This is a genomic window from Brevibacterium sp. OS20, from assembly GCF_056837565.1.
Genome location: NZ_CM166367.1, coordinates 2119164 through 2145284 on the forward strand (window position 1 = coordinate 2119164; position 26121 = coordinate 2145284).

Genomic DNA, 26121 nt, shown 5'->3' on the forward strand with positions numbered 1-26121 from the left:
TGCCGGTCAGCGGTAACGGCCGGTGAGGTACCACTGACCGCGCTCTTTGCTCAGCAGAAGGGCACGGCCGGCGTCGGTGACCACCTGCAGCCGGGTGCGGTAGACGGCTCGGTTCGGGTCCCACCACCCGGATTCGATGGGCCAGGAACCGGAGTAGTCGGTGATGGTCTCGGTCTGCCCGGTGGGGAATCTGATCGTCGCCGGGGCCGCACCCAGGCCCGAGGGGCGTGCCTCCACCGGTGAGCCGTCCGCGGCGAGCACGTCGACGGCGGAGTGTTCGACGGTCGTCGGACGGGGTGCGTGCAGGGCACCGGGCCAGGGAGCGGCAGGGCTGCGTTCGGGAACGGCCGCCTGCTGCCACGGGGTCCACAGGTTCGTCTCTGCCGGGTCCCACCCGCCTTGGATGCCCGGAACCAGGACGGCATCGGGGCCGAACAGTCCCTGCAGACGCTCGAGCGTATGGGTGATCTGCCCGGTGTTCTCATCGAACAGGCTGCGTGTGGCACCGATCGGGGTGGTCAGTTCGGCCGCGATGAGGCGCAGCGCGATGATGCCGTCGTCGGAGAAATCCTCGGCGTCGGGCGCCGGCTCGTCGACGATGTCGAGTTCCTGCGGGTCAGGCTGTGCCGTGCGGGGTTTGTGTCCCGGATGCGAACCCCGGCCCACTCCCGCCAGCCAGCCTTCGGCCTGCCACCGCAGGCGGTCGGCGATCGCATTCTCCTGCATGTCCTCGATCCGCCAGGTCCGGGACGAGGACCGGCCGCCCGCGGCATCGAGTTCGATCGTGATCTGGGTGCAGACCAGCCCCTGTCTGCGCACCTTGGCCAGCAGGTCGGCACCGAGCTGGCGGGCGAGGAAGCCGAGGGTGTCGCTGCGGGTCGTCGGGGCATCGAGGTCGAGTTCGACGTCGAGCTGTTCGCCGCGGACATGATCGGCGAGCGGGGCTCCTGCCCGACCGGAGGCCAGGTCGTGCAGATGCCGACCGAAGGCGCCGAAGCGTGCGTTCACGTCTTTGGCCGCGAGGCGGGCGAGGTCACCGAGGGTGCGCAGCCCCAGCTGCAGGAAGACCTCGATCAGCGCGGTCGCCTCGGCGCCGGCGTATTCCAGGGTGGTGATCGGCTGGGCGGAGAGGAAATCCACGGTCTGTCCGGGTTCGACGCGGCGCGCCTGTCCGGCGGCGAGGACCGCGGCGAAGACGGTGTCGGCGATTCCGGGGAAGAACTCCCATCCGGTGTCATCGACGAGTGCCGAGACCAATGTCTCGACCGCATCGGCTTCGTCGGCGTAGCCGTGTCTGAGCGAGTCGAGAGGGATTGCCAATGTTCCCGGGCTGAGCAGGGTGAACCGTGCGACGAGGTTGTCGAGGGCACCGACCCCGGCACTGAAATGGCGGTTGTCGGCCTCTTCGTCCCAGACTGCGATGTGAGCTTCCGGACAGCGGTATCCCACGGCGCGTTTGTTGTTCCCGGCGGTGATTCCAGCGGCACGGGCCGGAGCATCGGCGGCGATGACCTTGCCGGCGTGGAGGACCGCGACAGGGCGGCCCGGTGCGACGTCGTGTTCGACCGCTGCGGCCACCGCCGGCCAGTCGGGAACGGTGAGCACGAGGGTGCGGCCGGACTCATCCGACATGGCTGATCACTTTCCGCAACTGCGTGATCGCCGACCACCGAGGATCATCGGCCGTGTCCGCGTTCGTGTCCGTGTCCTCTGCAGGAACGGCGCGTGCTTCGGCTGCCACGTTCGCAGTCCCTGCGGAGCCCCCGCCTGCCACCACTTCCAGCGTCCCCGCGGGGACGCTGGTGGGAGTCCCTGATGGTCCCGGCAGCAGGAACCGGTGGGTTCCCGTCTGTGAACGAGCACGGACGAGGCAGGACTGCAGACGTCCGCGACCATGTTCGGCACCCGACCAGCGGGTGTCGGTGATCTCGATCTGCTCCGTGCTGCCGGACATGGGGCGGAGGCTGATGAGGCTCATCCGCCGTTCACGGATCTTCGCCAGGAGTCGGGCCCGTTCGGAAGCGCTCGGGGCGAAGCCGGGGTCGACGAGGATGATGTCGAAGGACTCGATGAGGATCGAGGCCACTCGCAGCCAGTCCTCACCGGGAGTCGCGAGGTTGACGAAATGGTCGAGGTCCACACCGAGGTCGGCGATCGAGGACACGGACGGCTCGCCGAGTCCGATGCCGGCACACCACTTCTGCTCCCGGGTCGCCGCAGCGATCGTCGCCAGCCCGCAGCTCAGCGACAGCTCACCGGTGACGGTGACGAGTTCCCCACGCGGCAGGCCGCCGCGACGGAACAGCGGAGAGAGCACAGGATCCACCGGATGGGGCGGGATCTTATCGAACAGCGCCGCAGCCGTGGAGATCCCCGTCTCCCGGCTGAGCTGTTCGATGACTGGTGCTGCTGACATGACATCCATTATCGAACTGGTGTTCTAAATTGGCAAGATTCAGGCAGCCGCATTCTTCTCCCGGGCGTGTCGCCATTCGGCTTCGAACATCCATGCGATACAGAGGCCGAGGTCAAAGCCGTAACCGCCACCGACGGTGCCAGGATCGGCCGCTTTCGTGATCTTCTTGACCTCGGCGACGCGAACCGCTGTGTTGAACATCATCCGTCCCCTCACTCGACTTTCCAGAGGAAGCAGCTGAGAGCCGTCGGGCAGGTAGAAGGCAAAGGCGGCGGGACCGTGCATCGCTCCGGCGAAGTCCGCTCCGGTGCGTTCGATGCGCAGCTGATACTTGTGCACCACGGTGTGGTGACGACGGCAGAGCAGGATGAGATTGTCCATGTCCGTCGCCCCTCCCTGCGACCAGGGGCGGATGTGGTGGGCGTCGCATCGTCGGCGGCTCCGGCAGCCGGGGAACTGGCAGCAGACATCGCGCACACTCAGAGCCAGTCGCTGCCGCCTGCTCACCAGACGCTTCGACCGCCCGAGCATGAGGACGTCGCCTCCGGAGTCCTTGATCACCCCGCTGATGAGAGCCTCGCAGCTCAGACGCTCCGCCGTCGCTGCAGTGATGCCTCCGAATCCCTCGATCCGACAAGTCGTGTCCGCGCGCTCTTTCTGCGTCCCCGCGGGGACGTCTTCCTCGCACGTCGCCCCTGTCAGCATGTCCGCCCTGGACTTCCCTCCGGCAGGTGTCCCCGCGGGGACACCGGTTTCGGTCGCGGCCCTTGCGGGGATGCTCACCATCGGGGGCTCAAAAGCCGGGGCGGCTTCCACGGTGGCGCCGCTGCGGGTGATCACCTCGGCGGAGGCGTGGACGAGCAGGCGGGCACGGTCGGCATCGACCGAACCGGCGGGCGCAGCGCGAGGGAAAGCCCGGATGACCTCCATCAGGCACATCACCTGGGAGACCGGCTCGTACGGCACTTCCCCAGCACTGTTTTCGACTTCATCCTCCGCACCGGACTCTGCCGTCTCGCCCACCTCGGCGATAGGGCGCTCGAGAACCTGACGGGCAGCGTCGAGCATTGTGGCGATCTCCGCCGCTTCATCCTCCTCGAGCTCGATCGTGATGCGAGTGCGCCCTGGCCCCACCTGACGCATGCTCACACTGTCCTGAGCCAGATACAACGGGAACGGGCCGTTGTCGATCTTGTCGGCCAGCTGCTGATAGTTCTGCGAGATCCGACTGATCTGGCTGCCGGTGGCAAGTGTGGCCAGACGCAGCGCCTCATCGTCGCCGATCCGCTCCCCCAGCCGGGTCACCTCCCTCACCTTTGAGAAGCTGACATCACCGCCCGCCAAACTCTTCTTCACCTTCGGCATCTCCCGCAGCGCCCTCATCACACGCACATACTCGCGAGCCGTGTGCATGCTCACGGACGCCACATGCATCACCCACTCGGTCAGGGTCTTCACCCCGACCCATTCCGCCCACAGTCCCCGCCTTTCGACCTCGTCGATGAGGGCGATGACGCGTGCATGGCAGAACGAGATGCATGAGATGTTGCGCCGAATGTCATCCACGATCTGCGCACAGGTGAGGGTGCTGAGATCTACGTCGTCCGCGGATCCCCCATAGTCTTTCGAATCGACGCTCAGCCCATCGAGTTCCGCGGCCTTCGCTGCACGCGGTCGCACCGTCTCCCCCGAGGTCGAATCCGGCGCTGCTGCCTCCCTCGGGCGCCTTGCCCTCTCCACGATCACATCCCATGAATCGCCCAGTTCTTCGTTGCGCATGGCTCCCCTCCCCGCGGCCTTCCGGCCCTCCGGCTCCGCAGCCCCCATGACCGCCGACCGTGCCATCACTCTAGAACTCGGCGCTGACACGAGAATCCCTCTTATCCCTCTTTCCACTCATCATTCATTCCATAGATTCGATTCGTTTTCGTTTCCGATGGTGACACTCGCACACCCGACCCGGGCCACCGGTGCCGTGTCCAGACAACGTGCCCAGACGATGAGTCAGCGACGGCGCATCCGGGTAGGGTGACGTCATGACCGACGAAGCCCACGAGACCAGTACGCACGAATCCTCGACGCGTGATTCCTATGACGCGATCGCCCAGACCTACACGGAATGGATCGCCGATGAGCTCACCGCGAAACCTCATGATCGCGCAGTGCTCGGGGCCTTCTCCGAACTCGTCCTCGGCACCGGTTCAGCCGAGGTCCTCGACATGGGCTGCGGTCCGGGCCGCATCACCACATTTCTCGCCGCCCTCGGACTCGGACCGCGCGGACTCGACCTCTCTCCTGCCATGGTCGAACTCGCTCGGGGCCTCTATCCGACGCTTCCGTTCGACGTCGGATCGATGACCGCACTGCCCTATGCCGATGATTCCTTCTCCGGTCTCGTCGCCTGGTATTCGACCATCCACATCCCCGATGAGGAGCTTTCAACCGTCTTCGCCGAGGCGGCTCGCGTCCTTCGTCCGGGCGGCTGGTTCCAGCTGGCGTTTCAGCTCGGCGATCGAGTCGATCACTTCTCCGATCTCGCAGGCTTCGACGTCGACCTCGACTTCCACCGACGCTCGATCGATGACGTGCTCACCGCCCTTGCCCCTCATGGTTTCGTTCCGGCCACCCGTCTCGAACGCGAACCCGATCGGGCAGGCCGCTTTCCGGAGACGACTGGGCAGGGGTACCTCCTCGTGCGTAAGGCCAGTCTCTGAGGTGAGAAGATGAGGGGGATATGAATATCGACATCGTCTTCCATACTCCCGAGATCCCCGGCAACACCGGAAACGCCATCCGGCTTGCCGCGGTCACCGGGGCCCATCTTCATCTCGTCGAGCCCCTCGGCTTCGATCTCTCCGATGCGAAGCTGCGCCGCGCCGGGCTCGACTATCACGACCTCGCCCATGTCACCGTCCATCCATCGATCGACGAACTGTGGAGCCACCTCGGTGAGCGTCGGGTGATCGCGTTCAGCACGCACACGGACAATTCCTTCGCCGAGGTCGAATACCAAGACGGCGACGTCCTCCTCTTCGGGCGCGAGTCGACGGGGCTGCCCGACGAGGTCATCAACGACGACCATGTGGACATGGCGGTGCGGATCCCGATGCTGCCAGCCCGTCGTTCGCTCAACCTGGCGAATTCGGCATCCATCGCCATCTACGAAGCCTGGCGTCAGCACGGCTACGCAGGGGCCTGAACCCGCGTAGACTTCTTCGCGAACGCTTTACCTGAAAGGACCACAATGACCGCAAAGGTGCTCACCGTCGCCGGATCCGACGTATCCGGAGGAGCCGGACTCGAAGCCGACCTGAAGATGTTCGACGAATACGGTGCCTTCGGCACTGCCGCCGTCACCTGCATCGTCACCTTCGACCCCAATGACGGATTCGCCCACGTCCTCGAGTTCATCGAACCAGAGGTCGTCACCCGTCAGCTCGAATCGACGATGGCCGTGCACGAGTTCTCCGCCATCAAGTCCGGAATGCTCGGCTCCGTCGATTCGGCTCTGGTCCTCGCCGAGAAGCTGAAGACCAACGATCTGCCGTACGTCTTCGACCCTGTGCTCGTGTGCAAGGGCGCAGGCACCATGGTCGACCTCAAGGATCTCTTCGTCGAGAACCTCGTACCTCTGGCCACCGTCGTCACCCCGAACCTCGAAGAGGCCGCGACCCTGGCCGGGGTCGGCCCCATCGACTCCGTCGAAGGCATGGTCGAGGCCGCGAAGATCATCCACGGGCAGGGTGCGAAGAACGTCGTCGTCAAGGGCGGAGCCCGTCTCGCCGGAGACGATGCCATCGACATCCTCTTCGATGGTGAGAACGTGACGACTCTGCGTTCGCGCAAGGTCAACAACAAGCTCGTCAACGGCGCAGGCTGCTCCTTCGCTTCCTCGATCGCGGCGGGCATCGCCACCGGTCTGGACATCAAGGACGCGGTCGTCTCCGCGAAGGAGAAGGTCGCTCACGGAATCGCGAACTGCCTCGACAACGCCACCGGCGTCGCCTCGCTCTACCATCCGGCGGCTCGGGTGAGTCCCTCCCCCGAGGTCTCGGTCACCGTCGACTGATCACTGCTGCCGTAGCTGCGTCCCCGCGGGGACGCAGCCAGTCCGCAGACAGCAGATTGCCCCGCACACCATTCGGTGTACGGGGCAATCTGTATGAAGCTGTTGGGAACGCCAGAGATCAGCGCTTGCCGAAGCCCTTGTAGCGGTCCTTGAACTTCTCCACGCGGCCGGCGGAGTCGAGGATGCGCTGCTTGCCCGTGTAGAACGGGTGCGAAGCGGACGAGATCTCGACGTCGATCACGGGGTAGGTGTTGCCGTCTTCCCACTCGATGGTCTTGTCGCTCTTAGCGGTGGAGCGGGTGAGGAACTTGGTGCCGGAAGCCAGATCGTTGAACACGATCGGCGCGTATTCCGGGTGGATGTCCTTCTTCATTTTCTTACCTCTGCTGAATTCTTTCAGGCGCCTGATATGGGTCCGACCCATCTGCCAGTGCCCGAATTCGTCTGCTGGACACGCTCCGAACCGTAGGAACCGGACACGGAGCGACAGTCAATTCTAACTGATGGTCGTCAGCAAAGCGATTCGACACGGATATCCTACACTGTGGCCATGACCACGAAGGAACGCCTGTCCACTCAGTTCACTCTCCAACCCGCCGCCACCGCTCCGGAGCTCATGGCCGAATCGACGGCCGCCGCTCTGCCGACGGTCACCGGCGATGTCGACGTCTTCGCCATCGATCCGCAGATCGCCGACACCGCTGCTCTCCTCGGGGCCACGGATCTGCCGCCGGCCACCTCGGCGAACTGCGTCCTCGTCGCCGGTTCGCGAGGCGGTGAAGAACGCATCGCCGCATGCATGGTGCTCGCGAACACGCGCGCCGATGTCAACAAACGAGTCAAGAAGCTCCTCGACGTCCGCAAGGCGTCGTTCCTCCCGCTCGAGCGCGCCGTCAGCGAGTCCGGGATGGAGTACGGCGGGATCGGTCCGATCGGTCTGCCGGAGAACTATCGGGTGCTCATCGATTCCCGCGTCGCCGCTGCCGACGAGCTCATCATCGGTTCCGGTATCCGCGGCTCCAAGCTGCTTCTCTCCGGTTCAACGCTGGCGTCCCTGCCCGGCGCCGAGGTGTTCGAGGACCTGGCCAACGACATCGAGTGACCGTGTCGCTCAGTCAAACACCAGCTGTCCGTCCAGCCCCACCGGCCTGCCAGTTGCCCACCGTCAGTTCAGTCCCGCTCGTTCGATGACGAAGTCGATGAGCGGGGCGTAGAGGTTGGGCACGACGTCGTCATCGAGTGGGATGGTCGCCTCGATCTGTCCCTGCGCCTCGGCGACGAAGAGGGCCGGATCGTTGCAGTCGGCGTAGCCGATGGTCCGCAGTCCCCTGCTCGCGGCGGCTCCGGCCCACCCGTGGTCGGCCACGACGAGGTCGGGAGCCGATCCGCCGCGGGCGGCGACATCGTCGAGCAGAGCGTGCATGGGCTCGGCCAGGTGGGTGTGCGGACTGCCGCCGTGGAGATGCCAGGTCCATACGTTGTCGATCTGCCGGACGTCGCCCCCGATCTCCGGGACCGGGATGAAGTGATCGCGGACGTCGATGACCGCGCCGGCGGACTTCGCGGCCCGGGCGATGGCCATGTGCATGGGCAGCAGTCCGGCGGGGTGACCGGTGGCGAAGAGGATCCGGCCACCTGCCCGGGTGACTTCACCGACTGCCTCGGCGAGTCTCTCCAGTGCGTCGATGCAGGCGTCGGTGGAGATCGTGTCCACCCCTTCGACGAAGTCGGGATCCGGTCGCAGTCCGCAGCGTTCGACCATGAGCGCGAACACCGAGTCATAGTCCCAGCCGCGGGTGAGTTCGACGCCGAAGTCGAACTGGCGTTCCTGGTCGAGGAAGCGGTGGATGTGGGAGAGGTTGTTCTCCCTGGGAGTGGCGACCTCCCCGGTGATCCGTCCGGCTTCAAGGGCATGGGCTAGAGTGCTGCGGTTCATCGGCATTCGCTCGCTCTCGACAGTGGTTCTGGTCAATATGTCTCCGGGACGATCATACGAATGATGAGAGCAATCATCAGATCCTTCTCGGTGGGATCGCTCATAGCGACCAGCAGAGTGATGGCTGCCAGAGCATTGTTAGCGATGCGCTGATGTCCGTCGCGGCCGTCACCGTGCTCATTTCCGAAGAGTTGATCGTTGGGAAACCTCTATGCCACACGTCGGATGATGTCGCGCGCACCTTCCAACGTCAGCGACCAGTCCAGCGCAGTATTCGGAGACGCAATGATGCTGCCCTCATCGAAGTCGCGCAGAAGTGAAAAGCTCGGCACATAGGTCGAAAGCACATCGGCCACTCCCGACACCAGTTCGTCATTCGCCCGGGCCAGTACGGACACGATCGTGCCGTTCTCAGACAGCCTCCGTTCATTGAGCGCGGCGCCATCGATCGCATATCGCCGGAGAACGTCGTTAGCCCATTTCCGCAAGCGAACTCCCTCGGCCGATTTCACCCAGTATCCGACTGAGAGCACCAGCTCGAGGTCGTAGTGTTCGACCTGGTAGGTCTTGCCGTCCGAGGCAGTTGTCGCAAATTTTGCGACAACTGGAAGGCCCGCCAGCTCTTCGCGTTGGGCATTCGCGATGTGCTTGCCGATAGTCTTGATATCCCGCCCGAACAGCTCAGCCAGCTGTTTTCGTGTCAGCCACACAGAACCCCGTGCAGTGCGGACATCCAAGCGGACTCCGCCATCTTCAGTTCGAAAGACTTCCACTGACTCGTTCATGATGACACCGTAGCCTGAGGCACTGACTCAGCCTCACCCCTCCTGCAGGGCGAAGCAGGTGACCGCTGAGGCGGCTGCGACGTTGAGGGAGTCCACTCCCCCGCTCATGGGGATCATCACGGTCGAATCGCAGGCGGCGATCGTCGATCTCTTCAGCCCGTCTCCTTCGGTGCCGAAGACGACCGCGGTGCGGTCGGGTGCGGTAGCGGCGAACTCGCGCAGGCTCACCGAATCATCGTCGAGTGCCAGAGCCGCGACATGGAATCCGACCTCCTGGAGCTCGGCGATCCCGCCGGGCCAGGTCTCGATGCGCGTCCACGGCACTTGGAAGACCGTGCCCATCGACACACGGATCGAGCGGCGATAGAGCGGATCGGCGCAGCGCGGGGTCACGAGCACGGCATCGGCGCCGAACGCAGCGGCGGAGCGGAAGATCGCACCGACGTTGGTCGGGTGTTTTAAACTATGCACTCTACCGATGGAGGCACCTGGGGCATTCACCGCTACTCGCTGAGTTCCAGATGGAGGGTCGGATACGGTCGCCCATCCCCATCGAGCTCATCGCGCCCCACCTGCGCGAATCCTCGACTGAGGTAAAATCCGCAGGCTCCGGGATTCTGTTCATTCACGTCGACTCTGGTCACATCGAATTCGGCGATAGCCTGATTGAGCAGCTTTGTCCCGATACCCTCTCCTCGGGCCTCGTCCGTCACGAAAAGCATTTCAAGATTTCCTTCAGCGATTCCGGCGAAGCCGATCGGCTCTCCGGCTCGTTCGGCGACGATCAGACTCACGGCAGGAAAATATGCCGATGCAAGATTGCTCTCGATCCGATCGAAGTCAGACTCTTCGAGGAAGTCGTGCGACGCGCGCACGGCGCTGCGCCAAATTTCAACGAGCGCCGGATACTCGCCGGGACCATATGACGCGCGGATTTCAATAGCTTGTTCCTCCTGCATACCACTATCCTCGCAGGCTGGTGGTTCGCGAACCACCGATGAAGCGCACTCCCCGAATATTCTCTGCCCAAGCCAGGATGAGCAGCGATGACCTGCTCCGCGTGTTCCACCCGCTGCGACCATGCGGAACACTGCGCTAAGACAAGTCGCCCATGCCGCTGCACGCGCTGATGGACCGCCTCGCCGACTGCGGGCTCGATGCTCGCAACCGAGATCGCGCGGGAACATTGTCCCTGTGCGTTTTGAGCGTTTGATGGCGTAGAATGGGGACATGGCTGGAGCAATCACGCATGACAAGGCATCGCAGTTGCGCGATGCGGTGGACGAGGCGCTACGCGCCGCGCCGGAGATCACGGACAGCGCCCGTGCGGCGTTCGCTCGGCTGGTCGACGTGCTCGAGGCCAGCGACGACGCGGTCGTGTTTCCGGCCGAGGCGACGATCTCCACGAGCCAGGCGGCCGCGTTGCTCGGCGTCAGTCGAATGACCGTGGTGCGGTTGGTCGACCGTGGCGAGATGCGAGCGGAGACCAGCGCCGTGCACCGGCGGATCCCGGTGGCAGAGCTGGCCCGTTACCAGGCAGAGACTCGGACACGGAGGCGCTCGGCGATGGCCGAGCTCGCTGGTGACGTCACCGAGGACACGCCCGCCGACCGGGTGATCGAGACCCGGTGAGCGACGCTGCAGCGGGGAGCATCCGAGTCGCCGTCCTTGACGCGTGCGCGTTGGTGCCGATCAGACTGGCGACAACATTGCTGTGGCTATCCGAAGCAGGAATCTTTGAGTTGCTCTGGTCGGACCGTATCCTTGATGAGGTGCAGCGCAACCTCCCGAAGCTCGGCATCAGCGAGGAGAAGGCTGCCCACCGCGTGCGCACGATGCGTGAGGCTTTCGGGGGATCCGCGCTCATCGACGATTTCGATCACCTGATCGCGGACATGACCTGTGACCCGAAGGACTGCCACGTGCTCGCGGCCGCCGTGCGTGCTGAAGCCGACACGCTCGTGACGTTCAACCTCAAGGACTTCCCGCCGGATTCGACGAGCGGCTGGCAGGTTGATGCCCTCCATCCGGACATGTTCCTGACCGGCCTGCTCGCCGACGACCCCATCGGGGTCGTCGAGGCCCTGAGCCGGGGCAGCGCCGACCTGAGAAATCCGGCGCAGACTGCCACTGAGTTCCTCGCCTCGCTGACCGCGACGGTGCCGATCTTCGCCAACCTGGCCGCCGACCAGGTCCGCTCCCGCGCCGAGAGTCCCGACGAGCCAACCTCGCCGATCACCGCGCTCGTGAGCGCCGACCAGGAGGTGGCTGTGGCCGCGTTCGGCGAGACCGGAGACCTGACCGACCCCGCGCAGGTCGCGCTCCGGTGGTGGACCGTGCTCGCTGCAGAACCCGATGTGGCGCGCGGGCTCACGTTCGCACCCCGCGCGTGGGGCGACCACCAGTGGGCCATCGACATGCTCGCCGACAAGTCGCTCGCGTCGAGAGTGATCCACGCCGTCGATGAACCGGACCGGATCGCGTTCATGCGCTTCATCCCCGAGGTTGCCGCCACAGCGCAGGCGTTCGCCGCCTACGCGACGACAGTCACATTCCTCACGCTGGTCAGGCTCGACGACGGTACGTGGCGGGTGTGGGGTCTCGGCCCGGCGCTCATGGCCGCCAAGGACATCGTCGGCGACGCATAGATCAGGGGATGGCGCTGTCGTCGGGCTCGTGCACGAAACGCTAAACGTCGCCGACCGACGATTGTCGGTCTTTCGCAGTTCTGGGATGACCTTCGGCCCGTCCGAGCCCACTTTCGCCGTCAATGGGCAGCCGTCGAGAGCCAGATTCTCCTCGTTTACGACGTCAGCGTCACATTCACACTTAAGGGCGGTGACACGGTGCACGGTGAAGGACCTGGTAATGCATGAGGCTGTGATGTTACCTCCAGCGACAAGGGGAAACGCTGCGGTCGCCACAAGTGCATGAGACCCAGGCTTGGGGGTCGGAGCCAGCGGAATCGAGAAGGTTCAGGAGCAGGAAAGACTCTGCTCGACTACCCTTCGGCATCATCAAGTGTTTCGTCATGTCGTTCCCAGACGACGCAACTCGGGGGACACTGTTTCAAACTTCGATCTCCAGCCAAGAGCCGGGACCAAGTTCCGTCTCGTTCAGAAGATGTTCACGAGACGCACCGCTGCAGGCCGCATGGGGCGGTGGAGAAGGCCCCTGACCGCGCGGTCTTATCGACGTCGCGCCCGTCCCGGAATCAGCCTGGCGGAGTTGAGGATGAACGCGGTCTCGCTGCCGACGTGGATGAACGCCGCCAGCACCGGCGAGAGCAGCCCGACGGCGGCCAGGGTCATGCCGACGAGGTCGACGGCGACGGTGCCGGCGAAGTTGAACATCACGATCCGGCGGGCACGGCGGGCGACGTGCACAGTGTTGACGAGGTCGTCGAGGTCGGAGCTGATGAGCACGACGTCGGAGGACTCCCGGGCGATGTCGGTGCCCGAGCCCATGGCGACGCCAACCTGGGCGCGGGCCAGTGCCGGGGCGTCGTTGACGCCGTCGCCGACCATCGCGAGCCTGCGGCCGGCGGCTCGCTCGGCGTCGATCGCGGCGAGCTTCTCGTCCGGCAGCAGCCCGGCCCGCACGTCGTCGATACCCAGCTCAGCGGCGACGGCCTGGGCGGTCGCCTCCTGGTCGCCGGTGATCATCATCGTCCGCAGGCCACGGTGGCGCAGCTCGGCCACGGCGGCCTGCGCGCTCTCGCGGAGGGTGTCGGCCAGCAGTACCGTGCCCGCATAGCTGCCGTCGATGCCGACGTGGACGGCGGTGGCGGTGCCCTGACCGTCGACCGCCTCCGGGGCGTCGGGGACCAGGGCGCGGTTGCCAGCGGCGACGGCCTTGCCGGCGACCTTGGCGGTGACTCCCCGGCCGGGCAGGTAGACGAAATCGTCGCACGGGCCGACCGGGAGGCCCTGTGCGCGAGCGTGGTCGACGACGGCCTGGCCGAGCGGGTGTTCGGAGTACGCCTCTGCCGCGGCGGCCAGGACCAGCAGGCCGGCCGGGTCGATGCCGTCGGCGGTCCTGACGTCGACGACGGCGGGCTCTCCGGTGGTCAGCGTCCCGGTCTTGTCAAAGACCACCGTGTCCACCGTCGAGAGCGCCTCGAGGTGCGCGCCGGACTTGACGAAGGCCCCGGACCGGGCGATCCGCGCGATCGCAGCCAGCACGGCCAGCGGCGTGCCGGCGGCGATGCCGCAGGCACCAGCGACGACGACCGAGATCGTCGAGGTGAGGTCACGGGTGACCAGGAAGGTGATCGCCGCGCCGGCGAGAGCGATGTAGACCAGCCAGGCGGCCAGCCGGTCGGCCAGGCGCTGCACCGGCGGCTCGCTCGACTCCGCCTCCTTGACCGCGGCAATGATCCGGCCGTAGGAGGAATCGGTGCCGACACGCTCGGCCCGCACCTCGACCGCGCCGACCTGGTTGATCGACCCGGCGAAGACCTCGTCGCCGACCGTGACGTCGACCGGCAGCGGCTCGCCGGTGATCCGCGACTGGTCCGCCGTCGACTGCCCCGCGATCACGGTGCCGTCGACCGGGATCCGGCCGCCCGGGACGACCACGACGGTGTCCCCCTCGGCCACCTCGGCCAGGGACACCTCGACGGTGCCATCGTTCCGGCGGACCTGCACGGTCTCGGGCAGGAACGACATCAGATCGGTCAGGGCATCTCGTCCGCGGTCCATGGAGAGGTCCTCGAGGATCTCCGCGGCGAGGACGAACGCGGTGATCACCAGAGAGGTGGTCCACTCCCCGATCGCGGCCGCCGCGACAATGGCGATGAGCATGGAGGCCTCCATGCTCATCCGCCGGTGCCGGACGTCCTCGAACGCCTCCCGGGCGATCGGCCAGCAGCCCACCACGATCCCGACCACCGCCACGATCGGGACCGCCGGCCATGGCCAGGTCAACCCGAGGGCGACCGCGACAGCGCAGGCGGCCACGAACAGCGTCCGGGCCAGGTCGGCCCGGTCGATGCGCCGCCACAAGCTCGCACCCGACGGTCCCGCGGCTGGCGCGTCGACCGCCTCGAGTTCGGTCTTGCCGATCAACGCCCGGCCTCCTGCGAATCAGTGTCGGCGGTCATGGTCCCGTCGGTCGCCATGTGATGGGCCGGGGCGGAGTTGACGACGTGCTGGGCCTGGAACACCGCGTGCGCGACGAGCTCGCGGGCATGCTCGTCGATCAGGCTGTAGAACGCGCGATTGGCCTCTTGGCGGGCGGCGACGATCTTGCCCCACCGCAGCTTCGCCAGGTGCTGGGAGACCACCGTCGGCGACTTGCCCACCTCTTCGGCCAGCTCGCTCACCGACTTCTCCGACTCGCGCAGCGCCAGGACAATCCGCACCCGAGTCGCGTCGGAGAGCAGTGTAAACACCTCGGCGGCGAAGTCGGCGTACTGGCTGTCCGGGTTGAACGTGCAGTTCTTCGCATCTTCACTCATACTAAGATTCTAAGGTTGCTCTTTCCAGTCAGCAACTCCGCAGCAACCCAGGTGGCCGCAAGGTCAATTCAGGAGGACGTGGGCTGCTGGCGGGGCGGACACCCCGGGGCCAGGCAGGCTTGTCTACGACGACGGCCACGACACCGGCCCCGAACATCACTTTGCGAGGACGACGAGTCGCCCTAACCGTCGCTCCGGCGAGTCAGACGCGATCGTTGGCAGCGAAGGCAGAGTGCAGAGTGGCGACGATGACGCGAGCCGCGTCATCACGGTCGAGTCGACCGGCTGTGACCTCCTCGGCTGCGGCGTTCATCGTGAGGTGGGTGACCGCGAGCAGCCAGCCGACCGGCAGGTCCGCACGGAAGTCCCCTTCGCGCTGGCCGCGCTCGAGAAGGCTCCTCAACCGGGCTTCGGCCTTCTCATGCATCTCGCGGATGCGGGCCGGCTGCAGTTCGCGCTGAGCCACCACGAGCACGGCGCGGATGCGCTCCAAGAGCATCCAGCTCGAGGTGATCAGGGCTTCGAACGCCTCGCCTGGATCACCGTCGAGGGGCACGTCGGCCAGGACGGCCTCCGCCCCTTCCAGGCCGTCGACGAGGGTTGCATCGATGAGCTCGGCCCGGGTTTTGAAGTGCCCGTAGAGGGTCATCCGGCCGACGCCCGCCTCGGCGGCGATGTCTGCGACGGAGGCATCGGGATCCTTCCGGAGCGCGTCCGGCGTCGCCGCGAGGATCTTCGCCCGGTTGCGCTGGGCGTCGGCCCGCTGGTTGGCCGTCTTTCCTCGACGCACCGGCTGCTGTCCACCAGCGCCGGTCGCACCCTTACCGTTCGGCATGCTCCACCTCTAACTCGTACGGGAATATACGAGCTAGTATAGCGGTTGGATGTCGTACACCGATGATTGACTTCGGTTAAGGGCACCTCGCCCGTGACACCCCTGTCGAGAACGAAAGGACCAATGCAGCCATGAGAACGACGATGCAGAACAAGGGGGTGCGCCATGTCTGAGACGAATGCACCCGCACCCAGGACCGGGCCGAAGCAGTGGTGGGGGCTCGCGGTCCTCGTGATTCCGTCGACCCTGCTGTTCATGATGCTGACGATCCTGTTCCTGGCGGCCCCGAACATGGCTGCCGACCTGAACCCGACGAGCGCACAACTGCTGTGGATCCTCGACATCTACGGGTTCGTCATGGCCGGATTCTTGGTCGCTATGGGCGTTCTCGGCGATCGGATAGGCAAGCGGCTGCTCATGGTGATCGGCGCGGTTCTCTTCGGGATCGTGTCCATCGCTGCAGCGTTGACGACCAGTCCCGAGCTGATGATCGCCTGGCGCGCCGTCCTCGGCGTGGGAGGAGCCATGATGCTTCCGTCCACGCTGGGACTGATCTTCGTGCTCTTCGCCGACCCGAAGGCTCGGGGTGTCGCGATCGGTGTGTGGGCCGGCGGGATCTCCGCCGGCGTCGCCCTTGGACCTCTTCTGTCCGGGCTGCTGCTCGAAGCCTTCGGCTGGCAGGCGACGTTCCTCGTCGCGGTGCCCGTGATGGCACTGGTGGCCATCGGCGCGCCGCTTCTGCTGCCCGAGCACAAGGATCCGAGTGCGAAGATCGATCTGTTCAGCGCACTGCTCCTGGTCGCGTCGCTGCTGGCCATCATCTACGGTGTCAAACGCCTCGCGGCCCAGGAGCCGGCCGGTCCGTCAATCGGCCTGTTGATCGCCGGAGCACTGGTCGGGATGTGGTTCGTGATTCGGCAGCTGCGTGCGCAGCAGCCACTACTGGACGTGCGCCTGTTCGCCAATCGCACCGTCAGCGGGGCACTTGCGGTGTTCCTGCTCTCGGCCGCGGCGCTGGGCGGGGTGTACTCGCTGTTCACCCAGTACCTGCAGCAGGTCCAGGGGCTTTCGCCCATGCAGGCTGGGCTGTCGATTCTGCCCGCCGCGGCGGTCCTCATCGTGGTCTCGACCCTCTCGCCCATGCTCGCCCGCAGATTCCGGCCAGGGAACGTGATCGCCGTCGGGTTGCTCACCCAGGTCGTCGGCTACGTCCTGTTCGCTCAGCTCGATGCCGGTACCGGTCTTGCGCTGGTGATCGCGAGCTTCGTCGTCACCTACCCCGGGGTCGCGCCGTCCATGGCGCTGACCACGGACCTGGTGGTGAGTTCGGTCCCGCCGGAGAAGACCGGCGGTGCGTCCGGGCTCGCGACGACCGTCAACGATCTGGGCATCTCCCTGGGTGTCGCGGTCATCGGCAGCGTCGGGATCGCAGCCTACCGCAGCCAGCTCAGCGACTCCTTGCCGAATGGACTGCCACCGGAGGCGGCGGCCGCGGCCGAGACTGGTATCGACGGTGCCATCGCTGCCGCCGGACAACTGCCCGGCGACCTCGGCGAGGCACTGACGACTGCGGCCGAGCAGGCGTTCACCGGCGGACTCAACGCCGCCGGGATCACCTCCGCGGCCATCGCCGCCGTCGCCGCTGTCATCGCCGCCGTCAGGCTGCGCCACATCCGCCCCACCGGGCAGGCCCACGACGACGCCGAGAAGGAGCCCGCTCAGGAGCCCTGATGCACCCCTGCGCTTCGTGTCCGGTGGGGCGAACGTCTCTGCCGGACACGAAGCGCCTACAACCGCCACCCGTACACCGAGGATACGGCAGGTCCGTCCCGCGAAATGGGGTGCCTGAACCACGCCGAAGGAGTGTGATGACGATGATCAATACTTCTATCGACACCGTCGGACACTCACCGACGATCCGGCGTGTGCTGCACTTTCTGCTCCCATGCGCCGCGCCGGAGGCATCGGATCGTTTCTCCCGAGCAGCGCAGACGCCATGTCCGCACAACTGAGTCGCCGGCCACGCACCCGAAGAGGTGCGCGGCCCGGATGTCTCAGTTCACCTGGTAGGCGATCGTCGTCATCATCCCGGCTTCCCCGTGGTAGACGTTGTGGCAATGCGAGAGCCACCGTCCGGGATTGTCAGCATCGAATTCGACCCGCAACGTTGTACCGGGTACAACGATCGAGGTGTCCTTGCGCGGCCCTCCCCCGGAATGCTGGTAGGTGTGTCCGTGCAGGTGCATCGGATGCCACATCTCAGTCGAGTTCTTGAACTCGAGGGCAACCCGCTCCCCTTCGACGATACCGAGGGCATCGCGCATGGGCTTGTCCATGTTCATGCGCTTGCCATTGATCGCCCAGTCGTACTTCTCCATGCCACCGGTCAACTCGAGGCTGAGAGTGCGGTCGACGGCGCGCTTCGGCAGAGCGACAGAACTCGCGGCTTTGAGGCTGTCCGCGGTCGCCGGGCTCTTCTGCTGGGGCAGCTTCACGTCCTTCGCAGGCGCGCTTCCCGAACCCGTGCGCAGAACAGCAAGGGCCTGGTTCTGCTTTCCTAGGGCTTCGGCGATGACTGCGAATGCGCCGTCGCCGGCAGTGACGACTGCGTCGTATCGCTCCCCCATCCCGAGGACGGCGCTTTCTGCCGTGAAGGGTTTGACGGGGAATCCGTCGGAGTGTGTGATCGTCATCTCGTGCTCGGTGACGCCGAAGCGGAAAGCGGTGTCGCCGGCGGCATTGATGATCCTCAGCCTGATCCGCTCTCCGGGCTTGGCGGCGAAGGTCTGTGGGTCGTTGGCGGGTTTGCCGTTGATCAGGTAGAGGGGGTAGTAGACGTCGCCTGCGTCGCCGCCGAGAAGAGGTGAGGTCGCGCCCATGAGGGTGTTGCCCATTCGCATCGGGCCCATGTCCATGTCCCCGTGTCCCCCGCTGTCGTGGTCCATCATTCCCTGGCCGAGCTCCGTCATCACTTCGTCTGGTGTCGCGGTGATGCCGTCGAGCCAGTCGTCGAGGACGATGACCCATTCTTTGTCGTAGTCGCCTTTCTCGTTCGGGTCATCGATGATCAGCGGCGCGTACAGGCCACGGTCTTGCTGCGTGCCGACGTGGGGATGGAACCAGAACGTGCCTGATTCGGGCAGTGTGAACTCGTAGTCAAACGACCCGCCGGGCTTCACGGCATCCTGGGTGAGGCTCGGTACGCCGTCCATGTCGTTGCGCAGCGCCAGTCCGTGCCAGTGGACGCTGGTCGGCTCAGGGAGATCGTTGGTGAAGGCGACTTTCAGGGTGTCGCCGACGTTGCCGCGCAGCGGTTTGGTCGCCGAGGCTCCCCTGTAGGCCCAGGTCTTCGCGGTCTTCCCGCCGAGGTCGAGGGTGACCGGCTCGGCGGTCAGCGCGCGCTGCACGACGGTACCGGTGCTGCGGCGCTTCGCCTCGGCACCGCTGACCGCGGTGCTGCTGGGTCTCACGAATGAAGGGGTCTTGTTGCCAGCGGTGCTGCATCCGGCGAGGCCGGCGGCGGTGAGAGTCATTGCGCTGACGGACAGGAACTGTCGACGGTTCAGGGTGGAATGCATGGGTGATGTCCTTGTGTGTCGGGGTGAGCGGAGCCACGGCATCGCGCTTGTGCGCTCGACGATCACGGATGATCGGAGGCGCAGGGCAACGTGGGCCCAGAAGCGGGCCATCGTTGTGAAGCCCGGCGTCGTGGCAGGCACGGCAGGGTCGTGGACCCGCCAAGGTGGCTGACTGAGGAGCGCACAGTCGGCGCTCTTCTGCTCACGTTCGGTGGATCGACAGCTCCAAATGCGTCAGCGCGAATCTGCGAGGCGTCTCGGACGGCGGCGTCGGCAGGGGTGCAGAGACGGGCGTGAGGACATCCGAGACGGACGGAACGGGAAGGGCTGGAATGCTCTCGGCCGTGGGCGCGGAGACACAGGTAGAGTCGCCGCTGTTCATGGCGTCTGCGCAGCCGCCGGAACCGTGCAGCGCCCCATGCGTTCCGGACATGCTCGACATTGAGGCGGTGGTAATCGTTCCGGTCGGCTGCGAGGACGCGTGAGCCGACGACGCCATGGAGGTCGTCACCGCTGCCGGCCCGCCGACAAGCGCGTGCATGCCGAGGAGACCCACGATCAGCAGTGCCGTGAGGACGACGAGCTGCAGCCAACGCCGACCGCGGCAGGGTTCACAGTTCGCGCTCTTCACAGCCACAGCATACCCCGGTGGTGTATCAGATTGAAGCGCTGGACACATTCTGAAGCGAGCCCGGCCGACCTTGCGGGAATACCCTGTGTGGGTATACGGTTCCTAAAAGGGTACCCACTGGGGGTACCCGATTAGAGAGGGTTATCCGATGACTGCCAACGAGTACCAAGTGACGGGCATGACCTGCGGGCACTGCGAGGCGTCGGTCCGCGAGGAGGTCGGCGAGATCGCCGGTGTCACCGGCATCGAGGTCAGCGCCGAGACGGGCAGGCTCGTGGTCACCACCTCCGGCGAGATCGACGATGCAGAGGTCCTGGCTGCCGTCGACGAGGCCGGCTATTCGGCCGTGCGCGTCTGATGAAGGCCCCAGCCAGCCTCGCGGCCCACGGCGCTGAGCGGCCGCGGCAGAGCAGAGAGAAGGCAACAGCATGAGCGCACCAGCGCCGCTGAGCGCGGATACCGGCATCGAGCTGGAGGTCGGTGGGATGACGTGCGCCTCCTGTGCGAACAGGATCGAGCGCAGGCTCAACAAGCTCGACGGCGTCACCGCGAGCGTCAACTACGCCACCGAAAAGGCCAAGGTCACCCTGCCCGCCGGCTACGACCCGGCCCTGCTGGTCGCCGAGGTCGAGAAGACCGGCTACACCGCGACACTGCCCCGGCCCGAAGCCGCGACGACAGACTCCAAAGGCAACGATCAGGACCAAGCCGATGATCCCGAACTGACCTCGCTCAAGCAGAGGCTGATCGGGTCGATCGTGCTCACGGTCCCGGTGATCGCGATGGCCATGATCCCGGTCTTGCAGTTCACCTACTGGCAGTGGGCTTCGCTGGCTCTGGCCGCGCCGGTGATCGTCTGGGCGGGGTGGCCGTTCCACAAGGCCGCATGGACCAACCTCAAGCACGGCACAGCCACGATGGACACCCTCGTCTCGATGGGCACGAGCGCGGCGTTCCTGTGGTCGCTCTATGCATTGTTCCTCGGCCACGCCGGCATGCCGGGGATGACGCATCCCTTCGAGTTCACCATCGCGCCGTCCGACGGCGCGGGCAACATCTACCTCGAGGCCGCCGCGGGTGTGACGATGTTCATCCTCGCCGGCCGCTACTTCGAGAAGCGCTCCAAGCGACAGGCCGGTGCCGCACTGCGCGCCCTGCTCGACCTCGGGGCGAAAGAGGTCTCCGTCCTGCGCGACGGCGTCGAGACCAAGATCCCGACCGGAGAGTTGGCCGTCGGTGACGAGTTCGTCGTCCGCCCCGGCGAGAAGATCGCCACCGACGGCACTGTCATGACCGGCACCTCGGCCGTGGACGCATCCATGCTCACCGGCGAGTCCGTTCCCGTCGAGGTCGTCGCCGGCGACGCGGTGACTGGGGCCACGGTCAACGCTGGCGGGCGTCTTGTCGTGCGGGCGACCCGGGTCGGTTCGGATACGCAGCTGGCACAGATGGCCAAGCTGGTGGAGGATGCCCAGTCCGGCAAGGCCGCCGCCCAGCGCCTGGCCGACCGGATCTCCGGCATCTTCGTACCGATCGTCATCGCCATCGCCCTCGTCACGCTCGGCGCATGGCTGATCTTCGGACCCGGCATCTCCGCCGCCTTCACCGCAGCCGTGGCAGTCCTCGTCATCGCCTGCCCCTGCGCCCTCGGCCTGGCCACCCCGACAGCACTGCTGGTCGGGACCGGCCGCGGCGCACAGATGGGCGTCCTCATCAAGGGCCCCGAAGTCCTCGAATCCACGCGCAAGGTCGACACCGTCGTCCTCGACAAGACCGGCACCGTCACCACCGGCAAGATGACCCTGGTCGACGCAATCACCGAGCCGGACACTGACCGCACCGAGCTGCTTCGCCTCGCCGGCGCTTTGGAAGACGCCTCCGAGCACCCGATCGCCCAGGCCATCGCCAAGGGCGCGGCGGTGGAGGTCGGGCAGCTGCCGACACCGGAGGACTTCGCCAACATCGAGGGCAAAGGCGTCCAGGGCGTCGTCGACGGCCGCGGCGCGCTCGTCGGCCGAGAGTCCCTGCTGGCCGAATGGTCACAGCACCTCTCCTCCGATGTCGCAGCCGCCAAGGCCGCGGCCGAGGACGAAGGTAAGACCGTCGTCGCCGTCGGCTGGGACGGACAGGCCCGCGGGATCCTCGTCGTCGCCGACACTGTCAAGCCCACCAGCGCCGAGGCGATCCAAGGCCTGAAGGACCTGGGTCTCACTCCGGTCCTGCTCACCGGCGACAACGAGGCCGTGGCCCGTCGGATCGCCGCCGAGGTCGGCATCGAGAAGGTCATCGCCGAGGTCCTGCCCAAGGACAAGGTCGACGTCGTCACCGGACTCCAGGGCGAGGGCAAGGTCGTCGCGATGGTCGGCGACGGCGTCAACGACGCCCCAGCACTGTCCCAGGCCGACCTGGGCCTGGCGATGGGCACCGGCACCGACGTCGCCATCGAGGCCTCCGACATCACCCTCGTGCGCGGGGACCTGCGGGCCGCGGTGGACGCGATCCGGCTCTCCCGCAAAACACTGGGCACAATCAAGTCCAACCTGTTCTGGGCCTTCGCCTACAACGTCGCGGCCATCCCTGTCGCAGCGCTGGGCATGCTCAATCCCATGCTCGCAGGCGCGGCGATGGCGTTCTCATCCGTCTTCGTCGTTGGCAACAGCCTCCGCCTGCGCGGGTTCCGCAGTGTCGCCAAACAGTGACGCCGCAGAACCCATCTCAGCCACACGAACACACGAACACACGAAAGGCATTGACCGAGAATGAGCAACGAACACCAGACACCCACCAGCTGCTGCAGCACCTCCCCTGCACCCGCAGCATCCGCCGACGAGGCAGCTGTCAGCACCGACTCCAGCTGCTGCGGCACGGCCAGCCAGGGAAGCCCCGAGGTCGAGGCCGGCCATCGCGAGAACCTAATCGTCGAAGGCGGCGACGACATGACCACCTGCCCCGTCATGGTCGGCAACCCTGTCAGTAAAAAAGCAGCAGAAGAAAAGGGCCTCTTCCGCGACTACGACGGGCAGCGCTACTGGCTCTGCTGCCCCGGCTGCGGACCGACCTTCGACTCCGACCCCGCCAAGTACGCCGCCAACATGGCTTGATCCACAGGCGCACCGGGACTGCAGCATCACCACTGCCGCCCTGGGTCTCGAGATCGAAGCTAATCGGTTCCACGCCCGTCGATCGACCTCTTGACTTATACCCCTTAGGGGTATGTTCTCGATGGGGTCAGACTAATGAATTGGAGATTTTATGCGTAAACGCCTCATGACCACCGTCGCCGCAGGAGTCCTCGGCGGAGCACTCGTGCTCACCGGCTGCAGCACTGGCGGAGACCAGGAACAGGCGACGCCCTCGTCGACCAGTCAGCACGAGGGCCACGGAAGCAGTGGCAGCAGCGACGGCGGCGGGATGGAGCACCCGATGGACGGTGGTCCCGCCCCCGCCGGCATCGAGAAGGCCGCGTCGCCGAAGTACCCGGTCGGCACCGAGGTCACGCTCACCGCCGACCACATGGAGGGCATGGGCGGCGCAAACGCCACGATCGTCGGCGCGTTCGACACCTACACCTACGCGGTGAACTTCACGCCCACCACTGGCGGGGATCCGATCAAGGACCACAAGTGGGTCGTGCAGGAGGAGATCAAGGACGCTGGTGATCAGCGTCTGGCCGACGGCACTGAGGCCACCTTGGAGGCCGAGCACATGGAAGGCATGAAGGGCGCGAAGGCGACCATCGCCTCCTCCACCGACGAGACCGTCTACATGGTCGACTACGAGTCCGACGGCATGACCATGACGAACCACAAGTGGGTCGTCGAGAGCGAGATCCAGCCGGCCTCCTGAGCCGGCCGCACGAGGGGAGCAAGACGATGACAGATCCGAACGAACATCAGCACCACCGCGTCGACACTGCCGAGAAGGCGCATGGCGACCACCACGCCGCCGCGACGCCGGACCATGCCCACGCGGCCGGTGCACACGCAGAGCATGAGGGACACGGCATGGACCACCGCGATCACGGTGAACATGCTGGTCACGGTGGTCATGCCGGGCATGGGGACCATGTGGGCCAGTTCCGGCGGCTGTTCTGGATCAACCTCGTCATCGCAGTGCCCGTGGTCGCTTTCTCACCGATGTTCGCCATGCTGCTCGGTTACTCGGTGCCCAACTGGGCGGGCTGGGTCGCCGCCGTGCTCGGCACCGTCATGTACGCCTGGGGCGGCACACCGTTCCTCACCGGTGCCGTCAGCGAGCTGAAAACCCGCAAACCCGGGATGATGCTGCTCATCGGACTCGGCATCACCGTCGCTTTCCTCGCCTCCTGGGCCGCCACTCTCGGGCTCGTCCACCACGAGCTCGAGTTCTGGTGGGAGCTGGCACTGCTGATCGTGATCATGCTGCTCGGTCACTGGATCGAGATGCGGTCCCTGGCCCAGACAACCTCGGCGCTGGACTCCCTGGCCGCGTTGCTGCCCGACGAAGCGGAGCGCGTCGAGGGTGACGAAACCGTCAAGGTCGACCCGGCCGAGCTGCGTGTCGACGACGTCGTCATCGTCCGCCCCGGCGGCAGTGTCCCCGCTGACGGTACGATCGTCGACGGCCGCGCCGACATGGACGAGTCGATGATCACCGGCGAGTCCCGCCCCGTCACTCGCGGCGAGGGCGATGCGGTCACCGCCGGCACTGTGGCCACTGACTCCGGATTGCGGGTGGAGATCACCGCCACCGGCGACGACACGGCACTGGCCGGCATCAACAGGCTCGTCGCCGAGGCCCAGGGGTCTTCGTCCCGCGCCCAGCGCATCGCCGACAAGGCGGCTGCCTTGCTGTTCTGGTTCGCCCTCGGGGCCGCTCTGATCACTGCCGTCGCCTGGACCCTCTTCGGGCTGCCCGACGATGCCGTCATCCGCACCATCACCGTGCTCGTCATCGCCTGCCCGCACGCGCTCGGTCTGGCGATCCCTCTGGTCGTGTCCATCGCCACCGAGCGCGCCGCCCGCGGCGGCGTCCTGATCAAGGACCGCCTCGCGCTGGAGTCCATGCGCCAGGTCGATGCGGTGCTCTTCGACAAGACCGGCACCCTGACCAAGGGCGACCCCACCGTCACCGGCGTCGAACCGACCGCAGGCCTGGACTCCGACGAGGTGCTCGCCCTGGCCGCCTCCGCCGAGGCCGACAGCGAGCACCCGCTCGCCCGGTCCATCTTCATCGCCGCCAAGGAGAAGAGCCTCGCCCTCGAACCGGCCAGTGGGTTCTCCTCCTCCCCGGCAGTCGGCGTCACCGCGACCGTGGCCGACCAGGAGATTCGCGTCGGCGGTCCACGGCTGCTCGAGGAGACCGGGCAGGACGAGGTCGACACGGCCCACGCGTGGCGAGCCGAGGGTGCGATCATCCTGCACGTCCTCCGCGACGGCCAAGTGATCGGCGGCCTCAAGCTCGCCGACGAGGTCCGGCCCGAGTCCCGCGACGCCGTCGACGCCCTCCATGAGCTCGGCGTCGAGGTCGTCATGATCACCGGCGACGCCGAGGCCGTGGCGAACGAGGTGGGCCGGGAACTCGGCATCGACCGTGTCTTCGCCGGCGTCCGCCCCGAGGACAAGTCCGCCAAGGTCGCTGCGCTCCAGGACGAGGGCAAGAGGGTCGCGATGGTCGGCGACGGCGTCAACGATGCCCCTGCGCTGGCGCAGTCCGACGTCGGTATCGCCATCGGGGCAGGCACAGACGTCGCCATCGCCTCTGCCGGCGTCATCCTCGCCAGCTCCGACCCGCGCAGCGTCCTGTCGGTCATCCAGCTCTCCCGTGCCGCATACCGTAAAATGAAGCAGAACCTGTGGTGGGCTGCCGGATACAACCTGCTCTCTGTACCGCTCGCGGCGGGCGTGCTCGCACCTGTCGGGTTCGTCCTGCCGATGTCGGTCGGCGCGATCCTGATGTCGATCTCCACTGTCGTCGTCGCGCTCAATGCCCAGCTGCTGCGTCGCATCGACCTCACCCCAGATGCCAGCACTCGCTCCGTCCTGGAGCGCCAGAAGTGAAGGACACACCCATGAACACCGACACTGCAACCGATGAGACCGGGGCGCACCAGCACGGTTACATCAGCGACAAGGACCGTTACCGCAACCGCATGAAGCGCATCGAAGGCCAGGCCCGCGGCATCACCAAGATGATCGACGACGAGAAGTACTGCATCGACATCCTCACCCAGGTCTCGGCGCTCACCCGGGCCCTGCAGGGGGTAGCGACCGGCCTGCTCGATGACCACCTCAAGCACTGCGTGCTCGACGCCGCCAAGCAAGGCGATGAGGACGCGGCCATCGCCAAGATCCAGGAAGCCACCGATGCCATCAATCGCCTCGTCCGCTCCTGATACCATCCGATTTCGCCAATACAGGATGCCTCGGACC

The 26121-nt window shown here is 66.1% G+C and carries 25 protein-coding genes and 1 pseudogene; 13 read left to right on the forward strand and 13 right to left on the reverse strand.

The window, feature by feature from the left end; genetic code table 11:
• Positions 1 to 6 precede the first annotated feature (6 nt).
• The 3 genes from ACVZTU_RS09515 to ACVZTU_RS09525 are packed head-to-tail and all read right to left on the reverse strand — an operon-like array spanning position 7 to position 4195.
• Positions 7 to 1632, reverse strand: coding sequence for a Y-family DNA polymerase (locus ACVZTU_RS09515; protein ID WP_139467257.1), 1626 nt, complete (start codon positions 1630 to 1632; stop codon positions 7 to 9).
• A complete protein-coding gene (locus ACVZTU_RS09520) occupies positions 1622 to 2416 on the reverse strand; it encodes a porin (protein ID WP_482400268.1) in 795 nt (264 codons plus the stop codon). The genes ACVZTU_RS09515 and ACVZTU_RS09520 overlap by 11 nt, the downstream gene beginning before the upstream one ends.
• Positions 2417 to 2455: 39 nt before the next feature.
• Complete coding sequence (locus tag ACVZTU_RS09525) at positions 2456 to 4195, reverse strand: HNH endonuclease signature motif containing protein (protein ID WP_482400269.1); 1740 nt, start codon at positions 4193 to 4195, stop codon at positions 2456 to 2458.
• A gap of 257 nt (positions 4196 to 4452) precedes the next feature.
• Here ACVZTU_RS09525 and ACVZTU_RS09530 point away from each other — a divergent pair, with 257 nt between their 5' ends.
• Genes ACVZTU_RS09530 through ACVZTU_RS09540 form a run of 3 tightly spaced genes read left to right on the forward strand, consistent with a single transcriptional unit; the run spans position 4453 to position 6485 of the window.
• Positions 4453 to 5130 carry a class I SAM-dependent methyltransferase gene (locus ACVZTU_RS09530; RefSeq protein WP_482400270.1) on the forward strand — a complete coding sequence of 226 codons (678 nt, stop codon included), beginning with the start codon at positions 4453 to 4455 and terminating at the stop codon, positions 5128 to 5130.
• Positions 5131 to 5150: 20 nt separating this feature from the next.
• Entirely contained in the window at positions 5151 to 5615 is a 465-nt protein-coding gene (locus ACVZTU_RS09535) for a tRNA (cytidine(34)-2'-O)-methyltransferase (RefSeq protein ID WP_482400271.1), read from the forward strand.
• A gap of 45 nt (positions 5616 to 5660) precedes the next feature.
• Complete coding sequence (locus tag ACVZTU_RS09540; protein WP_167196378.1) at positions 5661 to 6485, forward strand: PfkB family carbohydrate kinase; 825 nt, start codon at positions 5661 to 5663, stop codon at positions 6483 to 6485.
• Positions 6486 to 6603: 118 nt separating this feature from the next.
• On the opposite strand, the gene ACVZTU_RS09545 is transcribed toward ACVZTU_RS09540, so the two are convergent.
• Positions 6604 to 6858, reverse strand: a complete 255-nt coding sequence (locus ACVZTU_RS09545; protein WP_009375892.1) for a type B 50S ribosomal protein L31 — start codon at positions 6856 to 6858, stop codon at positions 6604 to 6606.
• 177 nt (positions 6859 to 7035) lie between these two features.
• Between ACVZTU_RS09545 and ACVZTU_RS09550 the strand changes: the two genes are divergently transcribed.
• Positions 7036 to 7587 (forward strand): YbaK/EbsC family protein, encoded by a 552-nt coding sequence (locus ACVZTU_RS09550; protein ID WP_482400272.1) that lies wholly within the window; start codon positions 7036 to 7038, stop codon positions 7585 to 7587.
• Positions 7588 to 7650: 63 nt separating this feature from the next.
• Here the strand turns inward: ACVZTU_RS09550 and ACVZTU_RS09555 are convergent, their stop codons facing one another.
• From ACVZTU_RS09555 to ACVZTU_RS09570, 4 genes and pseudogenes are all read right to left on the reverse strand, one after another.
• On the reverse strand, positions 7651 to 8421 hold the full coding sequence (locus ACVZTU_RS09555; protein ID WP_482400273.1) for a phosphatase: 771 nt from the start codon (positions 8419 to 8421) through the stop codon (positions 7651 to 7653).
• 209 nt (positions 8422 to 8630) lie between these two features.
• The gene (rhuM, locus tag ACVZTU_RS09560) at positions 8631 to 9206 is read right to left on the reverse strand and encodes a RhuM family protein (protein ID WP_482400274.1); all 576 of its coding nucleotides are present in this window, start codon (positions 9204 to 9206) and stop codon (positions 8631 to 8633) included.
• Between the two features lie 33 nt (positions 9207 to 9239).
• Positions 9240 to 9656 (reverse strand): annotated as a pseudogene (locus ACVZTU_RS09565) (TrmH family RNA methyltransferase); the annotation flags it as partial.
• A 53-nt stretch (positions 9657 to 9709) separates the two neighbouring features.
• Positions 9710 to 10165 (reverse strand): GNAT family N-acetyltransferase, encoded by a 456-nt coding sequence (locus ACVZTU_RS09570; protein WP_482400275.1) that lies wholly within the window; start codon positions 10163 to 10165, stop codon positions 9710 to 9712.
• A gap of 271 nt (positions 10166 to 10436) precedes the next feature.
• On the opposite strand from ACVZTU_RS09570, the gene ACVZTU_RS09575 reads away from it, so the two are divergent.
• Together ACVZTU_RS09575 and ACVZTU_RS09580 are read left to right on the forward strand one after the other, a co-directional pair.
• Positions 10437 to 10838 carry an excisionase family DNA-binding protein gene (locus ACVZTU_RS09575; protein WP_482400276.1) on the forward strand — a complete coding sequence of 134 codons (402 nt, stop codon included), beginning with the start codon at positions 10437 to 10439 and terminating at the stop codon, positions 10836 to 10838.
• Positions 10835 to 11854: a PIN domain-containing protein gene (locus ACVZTU_RS09580; RefSeq protein WP_482400277.1), complete on the forward strand. Its 1020-nt coding sequence runs from the start codon at positions 10835 to 10837 to the stop codon at positions 11852 to 11854. The genes ACVZTU_RS09575 and ACVZTU_RS09580 overlap by 4 nt, the downstream gene beginning before the upstream one ends.
• A 540-nt stretch (positions 11855 to 12394) precedes the next feature.
• On the opposite strand, the gene ACVZTU_RS09585 is transcribed toward ACVZTU_RS09580, so the two are convergent.
• The 3 genes from ACVZTU_RS09585 to ACVZTU_RS09595 all read right to left on the reverse strand — a co-directional run bounded on the left by ACVZTU_RS09585 (position 12395) and on the right by ACVZTU_RS09595 (position 15502).
• Positions 12395 to 14275: a heavy metal translocating P-type ATPase gene (locus ACVZTU_RS09585; protein ID WP_482400278.1), complete on the reverse strand. Its 1881-nt coding sequence runs from the start codon at positions 14273 to 14275 to the stop codon at positions 12395 to 12397.
• Positions 14272 to 14667 (reverse strand): ArsR/SmtB family transcription factor, encoded by a 396-nt coding sequence (locus ACVZTU_RS09590; protein WP_482400279.1) that lies wholly within the window; start codon positions 14665 to 14667, stop codon positions 14272 to 14274. The genes ACVZTU_RS09585 and ACVZTU_RS09590 overlap by 4 nt, the downstream gene beginning before the upstream one ends.
• Positions 14668 to 14869: 202 nt before the next feature.
• Complete coding sequence (locus ACVZTU_RS09595) at positions 14870 to 15502, reverse strand: TetR/AcrR family transcriptional regulator (RefSeq protein WP_482400280.1); 633 nt, start codon at positions 15500 to 15502, stop codon at positions 14870 to 14872.
• Between the two features lie 165 nt (positions 15503 to 15667).
• Between ACVZTU_RS09595 and ACVZTU_RS09600 the strand changes: the two genes are divergently transcribed.
• Positions 15668 to 17233 (forward strand): MFS transporter, encoded by a 1566-nt coding sequence (locus ACVZTU_RS09600; protein ID WP_482400281.1) that lies wholly within the window; start codon positions 15668 to 15670, stop codon positions 17231 to 17233.
• 323 nt (positions 17234 to 17556) lie between these two features.
• On the opposite strand, the gene ACVZTU_RS09605 is transcribed toward ACVZTU_RS09600, so the two are convergent.
• Entirely contained in the window at positions 17557 to 19080 is a 1524-nt protein-coding gene (locus ACVZTU_RS09605) for a multicopper oxidase family protein (protein WP_482400282.1), read from the reverse strand.
• Between the two features lie 202 nt (positions 19081 to 19282).
• On the reverse strand, positions 19283 to 19711 hold the full coding sequence (locus tag ACVZTU_RS09610; protein WP_482400283.1) for a DUF6153 family protein: 429 nt from the start codon (positions 19709 to 19711) through the stop codon (positions 19283 to 19285).
• 148 nt (positions 19712 to 19859) lie between these two features.
• On the opposite strand from ACVZTU_RS09610, the gene ACVZTU_RS09615 reads away from it, so the two are divergent.
• The 6 genes from ACVZTU_RS09615 to ACVZTU_RS09640 all read left to right on the forward strand — a co-directional run bounded on the left by ACVZTU_RS09615 (position 19860) and on the right by ACVZTU_RS09640 (position 26084).
• Entirely contained in the window at positions 19860 to 20069 is a 210-nt protein-coding gene (locus tag ACVZTU_RS09615) for a heavy-metal-associated domain-containing protein (RefSeq protein WP_482400284.1), read from the forward strand.
• 70 nt (positions 20070 to 20139) lie between these two features.
• Positions 20140 to 22410 (forward strand): heavy metal translocating P-type ATPase, encoded by a 2271-nt coding sequence (locus ACVZTU_RS09620; RefSeq protein WP_482400285.1) that lies wholly within the window; start codon positions 20140 to 20142, stop codon positions 22408 to 22410.
• A 60-nt stretch (positions 22411 to 22470) separates the two neighbouring features.
• The gene (locus ACVZTU_RS09625) at positions 22471 to 22812 is read left to right on the forward strand and encodes a hypothetical protein (RefSeq protein WP_349678118.1); all 342 of its coding nucleotides are present in this window, start codon (positions 22471 to 22473) and stop codon (positions 22810 to 22812) included.
• 151 nt (positions 22813 to 22963) lie between these two features.
• The gene (locus ACVZTU_RS09630) at positions 22964 to 23557 is read left to right on the forward strand and encodes a YdhK family protein (protein WP_290499756.1); all 594 of its coding nucleotides are present in this window, start codon (positions 22964 to 22966) and stop codon (positions 23555 to 23557) included.
• 26 nt (positions 23558 to 23583) lie between these two features.
• Positions 23584 to 25749 carry a heavy metal translocating P-type ATPase gene (locus tag ACVZTU_RS09635; protein WP_482400286.1) on the forward strand — a complete coding sequence of 722 codons (2166 nt, stop codon included), beginning with the start codon at positions 23584 to 23586 and terminating at the stop codon, positions 25747 to 25749.
• An 11-nt stretch (positions 25750 to 25760) separates the two neighbouring features.
• Positions 25761 to 26084: a metal-sensitive transcriptional regulator gene (locus ACVZTU_RS09640; protein WP_230744252.1), complete on the forward strand. Its 324-nt coding sequence runs from the start codon at positions 25761 to 25763 to the stop codon at positions 26082 to 26084.
• The last annotated feature ends 37 nt before the right edge of the window (positions 26085 to 26121 follow it).

Excerpts from the sequence above, each read along its gene's own strand:
- ACVZTU_RS09525 (WP_482400269.1), bottom strand. The coding sequence starts at position 4,195 with ATGCGCAACGAAGAACTGGGCGATTCATGGGATGTGATCGTGGAGAGG.
- ACVZTU_RS09520 (WP_482400268.1), bottom strand. The coding sequence starts at position 2,416 with ATGTCAGCAGCACCAGTCATCGAACAGCTCAGCCGGGAGACGGGGATC.
- ACVZTU_RS09530 (WP_482400270.1), top strand. The coding sequence starts at position 4,453 with ATGACCGACGAAGCCCACGAGACCAGTACGCACGAATCCTCGACGCGT.
- ACVZTU_RS09635 (WP_482400286.1), top strand. The coding sequence starts at position 23,584 with ATGACAGATCCGAACGAACATCAGCACCACCGCGTCGACACTGCCGAG.
- ACVZTU_RS09630 (WP_290499756.1), top strand. The coding sequence starts at position 22,964 with ATGCGTAAACGCCTCATGACCACCGTCGCCGCAGGAGTCCTCGGCGGA.
- ACVZTU_RS09535 (WP_482400271.1), top strand. The coding sequence starts at position 5,151 with ATGAATATCGACATCGTCTTCCATACTCCCGAGATCCCCGGCAACACC.
- ACVZTU_RS09590 (WP_482400279.1), bottom strand. The coding sequence starts at position 14,667 with ATGAGTGAAGATGCGAAGAACTGCACGTTCAACCCGGACAGCCAGTAC.
- ACVZTU_RS09615 (WP_482400284.1), top strand. The coding sequence starts at position 19,860 with ATGACTGCCAACGAGTACCAAGTGACGGGCATGACCTGCGGGCACTGC.
- ACVZTU_RS09605 (WP_482400282.1), bottom strand. The coding sequence starts at position 19,080 with ATGCATTCCACCCTGAACCGTCGACAGTTCCTGTCCGTCAGCGCAATG.
- ACVZTU_RS09545 (WP_009375892.1), bottom strand. The coding sequence starts at position 6,858 with ATGAAGAAGGACATCCACCCGGAATACGCGCCGATCGTGTTCAACGAT.
- ACVZTU_RS09550 (WP_482400272.1), top strand. The coding sequence starts at position 7,036 with ATGACCACGAAGGAACGCCTGTCCACTCAGTTCACTCTCCAACCCGCC.
- ACVZTU_RS09555 (WP_482400273.1), bottom strand. The coding sequence starts at position 8,421 with ATGAACCGCAGCACTCTAGCCCATGCCCTTGAAGCCGGACGGATCACC.
- ACVZTU_RS09570 (WP_482400275.1), bottom strand. The coding sequence starts at position 10,165 with ATGCAGGAGGAACAAGCTATTGAAATCCGCGCGTCATATGGTCCCGGC.
- ACVZTU_RS09625 (WP_349678118.1), top strand. The coding sequence starts at position 22,471 with ATGAGCAACGAACACCAGACACCCACCAGCTGCTGCAGCACCTCCCCT.
- ACVZTU_RS09640 (WP_230744252.1), top strand. The coding sequence starts at position 25,761 with ATGAACACCGACACTGCAACCGATGAGACCGGGGCGCACCAGCACGGT.
- ACVZTU_RS09600 (WP_482400281.1), top strand. The coding sequence starts at position 15,668 with ATGTCTGAGACGAATGCACCCGCACCCAGGACCGGGCCGAAGCAGTGG.
- ACVZTU_RS09620 (WP_482400285.1), top strand. The coding sequence starts at position 20,140 with ATGAGCGCACCAGCGCCGCTGAGCGCGGATACCGGCATCGAGCTGGAG.
- rhuM (WP_482400274.1), bottom strand. The coding sequence starts at position 9,206 with ATGAACGAGTCAGTGGAAGTCTTTCGAACTGAAGATGGCGGAGTCCGC.
- ACVZTU_RS09575 (WP_482400276.1), top strand. The coding sequence starts at position 10,437 with ATGGCTGGAGCAATCACGCATGACAAGGCATCGCAGTTGCGCGATGCG.
- ACVZTU_RS09540 (WP_167196378.1), top strand. The coding sequence starts at position 5,661 with ATGACCGCAAAGGTGCTCACCGTCGCCGGATCCGACGTATCCGGAGGA.
- ACVZTU_RS09515 (WP_139467257.1), bottom strand. The coding sequence starts at position 1,632 with ATGTCGGATGAGTCCGGCCGCACCCTCGTGCTCACCGTTCCCGACTGG.
- ACVZTU_RS09595 (WP_482400280.1), bottom strand. The coding sequence starts at position 15,502 with ATGCCGAACGGTAAGGGTGCGACCGGCGCTGGTGGACAGCAGCCGGTG.